General features: G+C 66.0%; 13 protein-coding genes. 7 read left to right on the top strand and 6 right to left on the bottom strand.

Features of this window, described 5'->3' with window-relative positions; genetic code table 11:
* Positions 1 to 179: 179 nt before the first annotated feature.
* From ACFWCF_RS13415 to ACFWCF_RS13405, 3 genes are read right to left on the bottom strand one after another with little or no spacing between them, the layout of a single operon-like run.
* Positions 180 to 1,604 carry an NAD(P)(+) transhydrogenase (Re/Si-specific) subunit beta gene (locus ACFWCF_RS13415; protein WP_378561938.1) on the bottom strand — a complete coding sequence of 475 codons (1,425 nt, stop codon included), beginning with the start codon at positions 1,602 to 1,604 and terminating at the stop codon, positions 180 to 182.
* Positions 1,604 to 1,933 (bottom strand): NAD(P) transhydrogenase subunit alpha, encoded by a 330-nt coding sequence (locus tag ACFWCF_RS13410; RefSeq protein WP_378491393.1) that lies wholly within the window; start codon positions 1,931 to 1,933, stop codon positions 1,604 to 1,606. Before ACFWCF_RS13410 ends, ACFWCF_RS13415 begins: the two co-directional genes overlap by 1 nt.
* Entirely contained in the window at positions 1,934 to 3,061 is a 1,128-nt protein-coding gene (locus tag ACFWCF_RS13405; RefSeq protein ID WP_378561935.1) for a Re/Si-specific NAD(P)(+) transhydrogenase subunit alpha, read from the bottom strand.
* 258 nt (positions 3,062 to 3,319) lie between these two features.
* Between ACFWCF_RS13405 and ACFWCF_RS13400 the strand changes: the two genes are divergently transcribed.
* The 7 genes from ACFWCF_RS13400 to ACFWCF_RS13370 are packed head-to-tail and all read left to right on the top strand — an operon-like array spanning position 3,320 to position 6,827.
* Positions 3,320 to 3,682 carry a DUF488 domain-containing protein gene (locus ACFWCF_RS13400; protein WP_378561932.1) on the top strand — a complete coding sequence of 121 codons (363 nt, stop codon included), beginning with the start codon at positions 3,320 to 3,322 and terminating at the stop codon, positions 3,680 to 3,682.
* A 9-nt stretch (positions 3,683 to 3,691) separates the two neighbouring features.
* Complete coding sequence (locus tag ACFWCF_RS13395; protein ID WP_378491396.1) at positions 3,692 to 3,832, top strand: hypothetical protein; 141 nt, start codon at positions 3,692 to 3,694, stop codon at positions 3,830 to 3,832.
* 22 nt (positions 3,833 to 3,854) lie between these two features.
* Positions 3,855 to 4,598 (top strand): NAD-dependent deacetylase, encoded by a 744-nt coding sequence (locus ACFWCF_RS13390; protein WP_378561929.1) that lies wholly within the window; start codon positions 3,855 to 3,857, stop codon positions 4,596 to 4,598.
* A gap of 4 nt (positions 4,599 to 4,602) precedes the next feature.
* Positions 4,603 to 5,043 (top strand): HIT family protein, encoded by a 441-nt coding sequence (locus tag ACFWCF_RS13385; protein ID WP_378491398.1) that lies wholly within the window; start codon positions 4,603 to 4,605, stop codon positions 5,041 to 5,043.
* Between the two features lie 5 nt (positions 5,044 to 5,048).
* Positions 5,049 to 5,885, top strand: coding sequence for a maleylpyruvate isomerase family mycothiol-dependent enzyme (locus ACFWCF_RS13380; protein ID WP_378562073.1), 837 nt, complete (start codon positions 5,049 to 5,051; stop codon positions 5,883 to 5,885).
* Positions 5,886 to 5,887: 2 nt separating this feature from the next.
* Complete coding sequence (locus ACFWCF_RS13375) at positions 5,888 to 6,529, top strand: Type 1 glutamine amidotransferase-like domain-containing protein (protein ID WP_378561926.1); 642 nt, start codon at positions 5,888 to 5,890, stop codon at positions 6,527 to 6,529.
* 10 nt (positions 6,530 to 6,539) lie between these two features.
* On the top strand, positions 6,540 to 6,827 hold the full coding sequence (locus tag ACFWCF_RS13370) for a GNAT family N-acetyltransferase (RefSeq protein WP_378561923.1): 288 nt from the start codon (positions 6,540 to 6,542) through the stop codon (positions 6,825 to 6,827).
* Positions 6,828 to 6,837: 10 nt separating this feature from the next.
* On the opposite strand, the gene ACFWCF_RS13365 is transcribed toward ACFWCF_RS13370, so the two are convergent.
* From ACFWCF_RS13365 to ACFWCF_RS13355, 3 genes are read right to left on the bottom strand one after another with little or no spacing between them, the layout of a single operon-like run.
* Complete coding sequence (locus tag ACFWCF_RS13365) at positions 6,838 to 8,478, bottom strand: ABC transporter permease (RefSeq protein ID WP_378561920.1); 1,641 nt, start codon at positions 8,476 to 8,478, stop codon at positions 6,838 to 6,840.
* On the bottom strand, positions 8,475 to 9,401 hold the full coding sequence (locus ACFWCF_RS13360; protein WP_378561917.1) for an ATP-binding cassette domain-containing protein: 927 nt from the start codon (positions 9,399 to 9,401) through the stop codon (positions 8,475 to 8,477). The genes ACFWCF_RS13365 and ACFWCF_RS13360 overlap by 4 nt, the downstream gene beginning before the upstream one ends.
* A gap of 19 nt (positions 9,402 to 9,420) precedes the next feature.
* On the bottom strand, positions 9,421 to 10,074 hold the full coding sequence (locus ACFWCF_RS13355) for a TetR family transcriptional regulator (protein WP_378491403.1): 654 nt from the start codon (positions 10,072 to 10,074) through the stop codon (positions 9,421 to 9,423).
* Positions 10,075 to 10,108: the final 34 nt, after the last annotated feature.

The raw sequence follows: 10,108 nt of genomic DNA, 5'->3' as shown, positions 1-10,108 counted from the left end.
GTTTTTGTGGGGTGGTTTGGTTGGTGTGTTTGGTTTTGTCCCGCGGGGGGGGGCGGCCCCCCCGCCAAAAAAATTATAAATTTTGTGACCCCCCCCGGTAACGGGGGCGCCAACCAACACTTTCGGATGAACGACCAGAGAGCCTTCAGCTCTGCAGTAACTCTAGAGACGCAGTAACTCTAGAGAGCCTTCAGCTCCTCTGTGACCTCACCGACCATCTTCTTCGCGTCACCGAACAGCATCGACGTCTGGTCGAGCGTGAACAGCGGGTTCTCGATGCCGGCATAACCGGAACTCATCGACCGCTTCATCACGATCACCGACCGCGACTGGTCGACGTTGAGGATCGGCATGCCGTAGATCGGGCTCGACGAATCCTGCCGCGCGGCAGGGTTCGTCACGTCGTTGGCGCCGATGACGATGGTGACATCGGTGCGGCCGAATTCGCCGTTGATGTCGTCCATCTCCTTCATCGCGTCGTACTCGACGTCGGCCTCGGCGAGGAGGACGTTCATGTGGCCGGGCATACGACCGGCGACCGGGTGGATCGCGTACTTGACCTCGACACCACGCTCTTCGAGCAGTGCCGCCATCTCCTTGACGGCGTGCTGCGCCTGAGCGACGGCCAGACCGTAGCCGGGGACGACGATGACCTGGTTGGCGTACGCCATCTGGATCGCGGCATCGGAAGCCGAGGTCGCCTTGACGGTGCCACCACCGGGGCCTGCCACAGCGCCGCCGTCGTCGCCGCCGCCGAACGCGCCGAACACGATTGCCGGGATCGAGCGGTTCATGGCCTTGGCCATCAGGTTGGTCAGGATGGTGCCGGACGCACCGACGATCATGCCTGCGACGATCATCGCCTGGTTGTTCAGCGCCAGGCCTGCCGCAGCAGCGGACAGACCCGTCAGGGCGTTGAGCAGCGAGATGACCACGGGCATGTCGGCGCCGCCGATCGGCAGCACGACGAACAGACCCATCAGACCCGCGATGACGAGCAACAGCACGATCCAGAACGACGCGAGCGGCTCACCGTCGGCGCTGATGCCGATGTACACGGCGACCGCGATGGACGCGACGACCAGGATCATGTTGGCGAGCTGGAACAGCTTGGCAGCCGAGACCAGCTTCTTCTCGAGGTTCTTGTTGAGCAGTTCCTGCAGCTTGGCGAACGCGACGAGCGAGCCCCAGAAGGAGATCGAGCCGATGATCGCGGCGAACAGCGAGCCGACGATCATGACCACGGTCGGCTCGTCGGCCAGCTCGGTGAAGCTCGTCGAATCGAGGAACTCGGCCCACGCGATAAGCGCGACCGTGCCACCACCGACACCGTTGAACAATGCGACCAGCTGCGGCATCGCCGTCATCTTGGTCTTGAGTGCGGGCGGGACGCCGAGGATGACACCGACGGCCAGGCCGCCGATGATCAGTCCCCAGTTGTCGGTGTCGCGGATGTCGATGAGCACCGCGACGACCGCGAGGGCCATACCGGCGGCTGCGATGTAGTTGCCGCGCACCGCGGTCTTGGGCCCGGTCAGACCCGACAGACCGTAGATGAACATCCCGAACGCGACGATGTACAACACTGAAACGAGGTAACTCATCAGGCGTCAGCCCCCTTCTCGGCAGCCTTCGGGGCCTCCTTGCGCTGCTTGAACATCCCGAGCATGCGGTCGGTGACGACGAAGCCGCCGACCACGTTCAGGGTGCCGAAGACAAGAGCGACGAACAGAATGATCTTGATTCCCCAGTGGGCGTCGCCGGGCAGATGCCCGAGGACCACCAGGGCGCCGAGCACGACGATGCCGTGAATGGCGTTGGTACCGGACATCAGCGGCGTATGCAGCGTGTTCGGGACCTTGGAGATGACGGCGAATCCGACGAATCCGGCAAGGACCAGGATCGCGATGTTCGCGAGCAGTTCGTTGTACATCTAGACGTTCTCCTTCGACCGCGTCACGCATGCACCCGAAAGGATCTCGTCCGAGAAGTCGGGCGCGAGCGCGCCGCTCTCGTCGAGCAGCAGCTCGATCAGCGCGGACACGTTCTTCGAGTAGAGCTCCGACGCGTGCTCGGGCATCGTCGCGGGCAGGTTCAGCGGCGAGCAGATCGTCACATCGTGCTTGACGACGGTCTGTCCGGGCTCGGTGAGCTCACAGTTGCCACCGGTTTCACCGGCGAGGTCGACGATGACCGAACCGGGCTTCATGCCCTCGACCGCGGCGGCGGTCACCAGGCGCGGCGCGGGACGACCCGGCACGAGAGCGGTGGTGATGACGACGTCGAAGCCCTTGATGGCATTTTCGAGGGCCTGCTGCTGCGCAGCGCGTTCCTCTTCGGTGAGCTCACGGGCGTATCCGCCCTCGCCTGCGGCGTCGATGCCGAGATCGAGCCACTGCGCACCGACCGACCGCACCTGGTCGGCAACCTCGGGTCGCACGTCGTACCCGGTGGTGCGGCCACCGAGGCGCTTGGCGGTGGCGAGAGCCTGCAGGCCCGCGACACCCACACCGAGCACCAGCACGGTCGCCGGCTTCACTGTGCCTGCCGCGGTGGTGAGCATCGGGAAGAAGCGCGTCGATTCGGAGGCGGCGACGAGTACGGACTTGTACCCCGACACGTTGCCCTGGGACGACAGCGCATCCATCACCTGGGCACGCGAGATGCGCGGGATGGCCTCGACGGCATACGCCTCGACACCGGCGGTGGTGAGCGCGCCGATCTGGTTCTCTGCATTGCGCGGGGCGAGGAAACCGATCAGCTTCTGCCCCGACTTCAACCGGGCGATCTCGGCGTCCGACGGCGGTGCGACCTTGACGACGATGTCGGCCGACCATGCGTCGCCGAGCGTGGCGCCCGCTTCCTTGTATGCCTCGTCCGGGATCAGTGCGTTCTGCCCGGCACCGGGCTCGACGATGACATCGAGGCCCTTCGAAATCAGTGAGGGCACAACCTTCGGCACCAGCGCGACCCGCCGCTCGCCGTCGTTCGTCTCACGAACGACACCGACGGCCGGGCGGCGGCGGTCCCCGCTCTCCGTGTTCGATTCTTCGCTACTCAATATTCTCTAACTCCTGCGTCGAATGAAAATTGCCGCGCGCGGCGCCGCGATCGGCGGCGAATATGCGTGTCTTCGGCCATGTGACGGCCCTACACGTGTGTTGTAAGCCTTGCCAGACCTACCGCTCCCACCTCGGAGTCGCAAGCGGTCCGGTGTGTCTGAATCGAGTCCGAACAGTAAGAAAATGCAAGAATGTGAGGCACCTCACTTCACATCGCCGGGTTCGGCACTGTGAGAGGACGACTTCGGGAGGGCCACATGTCGCGACGTGCAGTCACTGTCGAACGGGTCTACGACCACCCCGGCGCCGAGGACTCCGTGCGTGTCCTCGTGGACCGGTTGTGGCCGCGCGGACTTCGCAAGGATGCGTTCCACTACGACGACTGGGTCAAGGATCTTGCGCCGTCCACGGACCTGCGCAAGTGGTACTCACACGACACAGCGTTGTTCGCCGAGTTCCGCGATCGGTACATCGAGGAGTTGACGTCGCCCGGCGGTCGCGCCGCAATCGAGCAACTCGACACACTTGCCGACGGACGGCCCCTCGTCCTCCTCACCGCGACCCGCGATGTCGAGCACAGCGGAGCGGAGGTTCTTGCCGAGCATCTGCGCGGAGAGTAGGACGAAGCGATGACCGACGGCACCGACCTCGGCGGCGACCCAGTGTGCTGGCTCGACCGCGTCTGTCCGGAATGCGGACTGTTCCTCGACGACCGCGATGCACCGTGCCCGCGTTGTGGACACGAGTGGGACAACTCCCCCACAACCTGATCGAGTCCCCTAACCTGGCGCCATGGCCGTCCCGACTGCGATCCTCGACCTCGCGCGCCCCGCGCGGCGCATCGCCGTCCTCACCGGCGCAGGCATGTCCGCCGAGAGCGGTGTACCTACTTTCCGCGACGCGCAGACCGGATTGTGGGAGAACTTCGACGCCGCATCGCTCGCGACCCCGGAAGCATGGAACGAGGACGCCGCGCTGGTGTGGGCCTGGTACCAGTGGCGGGTCGGACTGGTGCGGCGCGTGCAGCCGAACGCCGGTCATCTCGCACTGTCCGAGTGGGGACGCAACGCCGATCTGCAGATCACGACGCAGAACGTCGACGATCTGCACGAGCGCGCAGGCAGCACGGTGCTCGCCCACCTGCACGGCAGTTTGTTCTCACCGCGTTGCACCGACTGCGGACTCGATGCAGAAGTGGCCGAGCCACCGGAGCAACCCATCGCACGACTCGATCCACCCACGTGCCAGAACTGCAGCGGGATTGTTCGTCCCGGCGTCGTGTGGTTCGGCGAAATGTTGCCCGAGCAGCCGTGGGAGGCCGCAACGGCGTCCCTGCGCGAAGCAGATCTCCTGCTCGTCGTCGGTACGTCAGGGGTGGTGTATCCCGCGGCGGGCCTGCCGTCACTCGCACGACGCCACGGAGTTCCGGTGGTGGAGATCAATCCTGACGACACCGACCTGTCGGATCAGGTCGACGAGGTGTGGCGCACGACGGCGGCGGTCGGGCTGCCGGACCTGGTGTCGGAGTTACAGTGAGTCGGTGGACTCCTGCGTGTTCTGCGCCATAGCCGGAGGCGCAGCGCCGGCCGCACTCGTCTACCAGGACGACCGTGTGGTCGCGTTCCTCGACATCCGGCCGCTGGCGCGTGGTCATCTGCTGGTGGTGCCGCGGGCCCACTCGGATCGGCTCGAGGATCTCGATCCTGCGTACGGGGCATCGATGTTCACGGCGGGTCAACGCTTGGCCCGCGCACTCACCCGGTCCGATCTGGCCACCGACGGTGCCAATTTGGTGGTCAACGACGGCCGCGCCGCGTTCCAGACCGTTTTCCACATGCACCTGCACGTCATTCCTCGATGGAACGGCGACCGCGTCCGTCTGGGGATCGGCGCCATGCGCCGCAAGCCCCGCGACCCGGAGTCCACCGCTGCGGCCATCCGTGCGGGTCTCGATCGTCTCTCAGCAGAGGAGAATCAGTGACAACCCTGTCCGGCAGTTCCGGAACCAGCGAATTTCCCATCGATATCATCCGGCCACTGCTCCTCGAACAATTCGAGGTTCTGGACGCACTGCTGTCCGGGATCGAGGGCGATGCGTGGTTCACACCGACCGACCTGCCCGGGTGGACGGTCAAGGACATCGTCGCGCACCTGATCGGGACCGAATCTCTGCTCTCCGGCGTCGCCGCACCTCACGTCGACATCGACGTGCACGCGCTGGGCCACGTGCGCAACGAGATCGGCGCCTTCAACGAACAGTGGGTCGAGCATTTCCGCGGTGTCGCCGGTGCGGATGTGCTGACCCGCTACCGCGATATCGTGGCGCAGCGGCGCGAAAGTCTCGGCGCGATGACCCAGGCCGACTTCGATGCACCGGCCGATACCCCGATCGGCCCCGCCGCCTATGGCCGCTTCATGCGCATCCGGGTGTTCGACTGCTGGTTGCACGAACTCGATATCCACGACGCGCTGGGCACCGACGGAAGTGAGGGCGGCCCCCGGGCCGAACTCGGATCCGCCGAGATATTCGGTGCGGTGCCGTTCGTCGTGGGCAAGCGCGGCAAGGCCCCCGAAGGTTCGCGGATCACGATCGAACTCACCGGCGCCCTGGCCCGCACCATCCATCTCGAGGTGGCCGGTCGCGCGAGGGTGGTGCCGTCACTGTCGGAGCCTGCGACGAGCACCATCACGATGGACTCGGGCCTGTTCGTGCGGCTTGCCGGCGGGCGGGTCAGCGGCGTCGACAAACTCGACGAGGTGACTCTCGGCAGCGACACCGCAGTGGGTCGCCGTATTGTCGAGAATCTCGCGTTCACGATCTGACGATGCGCCTGTTCCTGTCGTCGTATCGGTTCGGCTCCGATCCCGCGCGCCTGCTCGAGGTGACGCGTGGGCCCTGCCGGATCGCCGTGATCGCGAATGCCGGCGACGCGTGGCCGTCCCGTGCCCGGGCGTCGAGTGTGGTCAGCGAGTTCGGGCCGTTGCGCGCTCTCGGTTACGACCCGGACGAGGTGGATCTCCGCGACCACCTGGGCGATCCGGAATCTCTCCGCGCACGCCTGACAGCGTTCTCCGCGGTCTGGGTGCGCGGGGGTAACACGTTCGTGCTGCGTGCGCAGCTCGCCCGCAGCGGCGGCGACACAGTACTCACCGACCTGGTCGGCGACGGCACCCTCGCGTACGGGGGGTACAGCGCCGGGGCGTGTATCGCGACACCGACGCTGCGCGGGCTCGAGTTCTCCGACGATCCCGCTGAAGTCACCGAGATCGGTGCGGGCCCGGTGGTGTGGGACGGACTCGGCTGGGTCGAGCACTCGATCGTTCCCCACGCAGGAGACTCCGCTCTGGGCGACGACGGTGTCGACCGCACACTGGAATATCTTCGCCGCGAGTCCATTCCGTTCGTGGCGCTGCGCGACGACGACGCCCTGGTGATCGGGACCGGCGGCGATCAGGCCCGGAGGTAAAGTCGTGAGCATGCCGAACAACACAGAGAATGTCGCCCGCATCGAACACCTGCCCGCACAGTCACGATTCGCGCTGTTCCTCGGCGACGACCTGGCGGCGTACGCCGACTACAGCGAGATCGACGGGCTGCGCGACTTCGACCACACCGTCACCGAACCCGACTTCCGAGGTCGCGGGCTCGCCGGGCAGGTCGTGCAGTTCGCGCTCGACGCGACCCGGACCGAAGGCCTGAAGATCGGTACGTCCTGCTCGTATGTCGAGAAGTTCGTCTCCGAGCACCCCGAATACCGCAACTGAGCTGCCCGCGTCACACCATCACATCGCGGCGGCGGAAGCCCACGACCGCCGCCGCGACCAGGACGACAGCAGCAGTACCGAGCACGAGCATCGGTGCAACACTCGCACTTTCGTAGGGGACCAGCGGAATATGCGAGAACGGCGAGAGGTCGCGCAGCCACTGCGACAGGTTCAGTAATTCGCCGAACCACGCCACGAACACCGCGTAGATGACGAGGATCCACGCGAGATTCGCGAGACGCGGAACGAAACCGACCAGCACGAGCGTCACCGCGAACACGAACAGGACCGCGGGTGCGTAGGCCAGTGCGGCCCCGCACATCAGGATGATCCAGTCCGCTTCGCCGGTCGCGACCGCCATGCCCAGGCCGGTGGCGGCGCCCGTGACGGCCAGAGCGACGAAGACCTGCGCGACGATCACCGCAACGGTCCACAGGAACGAGCGGGTCCGCGGCGTTCCGGTGACGATCACCAACCCGATCCGGCCGGCGTCCTCGTCCCCGCGCACACGCATGACCGCCGAGACGGCGAACGCCGCGATACCCACGACGAGGAACAGCAGCATCGTCGCGCCGAAGGATGCAGTCAACGATTCCGTGTCGGCACCGAGGAACTCGACGATGTCGGGGACCTCCTCGACCATGTCACTGATCGAATTCGCGAGCGTGCCCATCGCCAGCCCGATGATCGCGAGGGCCGCGGTCCACGCCACGAAAGTCCCGCGCAGCAGCCGCCATGTCGGTCCGGGCGGTGTGAGCAGCGACGGCGACGCTTCCGCCGGTCCCGGTTTCGGAGCGCGCAGGCCTGCGCCGATGTCGCGACGCCGAGACAGGGCGACGGCGACCGCGAGCAGTACACCGATCGCGACCACCGACAACAGCAATGGCCACCACCGTTCGTCGACGTAGAGTCGGGTCTGCTGCGCCCACGCGATCGGCGACAGCCACGACAGCCACGATCCGGTGGGTTCGATGATGTCCCCGAATCCGCGCACCAGGAACGCCACCGCGAGCGCGGCGAGCGCGGAACCTGTCGCGGCCCGCGCATGCTCACTGAACTGCGCAGTCACCACCGCCACAGCGCCGAACAGAAGTCCGGTGACGGCCGTGGCCACGCCGAACAGCATCGACCCCGTGAACGCGAGTCCGCTCGCCATCAGCGAGAGGGTGACCCCGGCGCCGACGATCGCATCGGCGACGGCGACGGACAGCAGCGCTGCGGCAGGCGGCGCGAACGGGCCCACGGGGAGCGCGCGGAGCAGTTCGAGTCGGCCCGCCTCCTCCTGGGCGCGGGTGTGCCGTACCACCAGCAGGATGCTCATGATCGCGACTGCGACGAACACCGTCAGACTCAGTTCGTTCGCGGTCATTGCGCCGAGGGTGTAGTTGTCGGCCCCGTATGAGGGCCCGGTCATCAGCACCGCCGCAGGGTTCTCGAGCAGATCCGCGCGGGCCTGCCGCGCGGCCGCGTCCGGATACGCGGCGATGAGGCTTTCGACGGTCACGTACACGGTGAATGCGAGTGCAAGCGTCCACACGGTGATGCGGATGCGGTCGAGCCGTAGGTAGAGCCGAAGCAATTCGACGATTCCACTGAAACGGTGATCACTTCGGGTTCCCCGGTGCTCGCGGAGAGCAAGTGTGTCGGTCATCGGGTGGTCACCTCCTCACCTTCGGGCACGTCGGTGAGCGTGTCGCCGTAGTGACGCATGAACAGCTCTTCGAGCGACGGCGGCGTGATCGTCAGGTTCGCGATGTCGAGTTCGGTGAGTGCACGCAACACCGGGTTGACGGAAGCGTTGTCGACGTCGAACGCGAGGTGGCCGTCGTCGTAGGTCAGATCGTGCACACCCGGCATCGACGCGAAACCGGCGGGCAGCGTGGGCGTGGTGGCCCGCACCGCGGAGCGGGTCAGGTGCCGCAGCTGCGCGAGTGTTCCGGTCTCCACATCTTTCCCTGCCCGAATGATCGTCACTGTGTCGCAAAGCTTTTCGACCTCGGCCAGAATGTGACTCGACAGGAGAACCGTCCGTCCTGCATCACGCAACGCACGCACCTCGTCGGTGAACACCGCTTCCATCAGCGGGTCGAGTCCGGACGTGGGCTCGTCGAGCATGTACAACTCGACGTCCGACGCCAGCGCCGCGACGAGCGCGACCTTCTGCCGGTTTCCCTTCGAGTAGGTACGGGCCTTCTTGGTGGGGTCGAGTTCGAACCGTTCGAGGAGTTCGGCCCGGCGGGAAGGGTTGTCGCCCCCGCGGATCCGGGTCAACAGATCGATGATCTCGCCGCCGGTGAGCCCCGGCCACAGATTGGTGTCGCCCGGGACGTACGCGATGCGACGGTGGATCGCCACCGCGTCGGTCCACGGGTCGAGTCCGAGGACCCGAGCCGAACCGGAGTCGGCGCGGAGCATACCGAGCAGTACGCGGATCGCGGTGGACTTTCCGGCACCGTTGGGTCCGAGAAACCCTGCCACGGTGCCGGTTCCGACTTCGATCGAGAATCCGTCGAGAGCACGAGTTGTTCCGAATGTCTTGACGAGGTCGACTGTGTCGATGGCGGGTGTGTCCATGGTGCAACCTCCGTGATCGTTACGGGGCAGCCGCCTCCCGGACGGCCAGGTATGCGTCGAGCATCGCCGAGTCGGTGAGCAGCGGTTCGGAATAGAGCTCGAGCAGCGGGAGCAACATGCGGTCGGTGTACGAGCGCAGCCACGTGGGCAATTCATCGAGGTCGAGGGGCTCGCTCGGCCCGGGAACATGCAGTAACAACGCGCCGGTGCTGAATTCGACGAGTGCTCGTGCCCGCGCCCGGGGGTCCCGGCTTGCACGAACCACGCCGGATGCGACCCCTTGTTCGAGATAGCCTTCGGTGGTCGCCGCCAGGTGATCGAGAAACGCCTGCGAAGCGGGTCCCCGAGCTTGGAGGCTCCGGATCAGATAGCCGATGAGCGGGGCATAACTCCCGATGTCCTCGATCTGAGCCAACATCGCCGCGACACCGCTGCCCGGCTCGAGGACCGAACTCTTGAGCTCGCGGACACTGCGAAGAACGTACTCGTCACAATATTCACGCAGGCCGGCCCGGGAACCGAAGTGATGCACGATGAGCGAGGCACTCACTCCGCACTCTGCGGCGATAGCACGAAGCGACACGTTCACGCCGTCCCGAGCGACACACCGGATTGCCGTGTCGCGGATGCGAGCACGGGCGGTGAGGTCGGAATCGCCCTCGGCTGAACGCATGTTCCAAGGGTTGCACACGCGTTCAGTCGGGTCA

Origin of the sequence: Rhodococcus sp. NPDC060090 (assembly GCF_042729855.1) — a bacterium.
Lineage (GTDB): Bacteria > Actinomycetota > Actinomycetes > Mycobacteriales > Mycobacteriaceae > Rhodococcus.
Note: the sequence above shows the minus strand (reverse complement) of the source record. Positions and strands in the feature narration are given on the sequence as shown.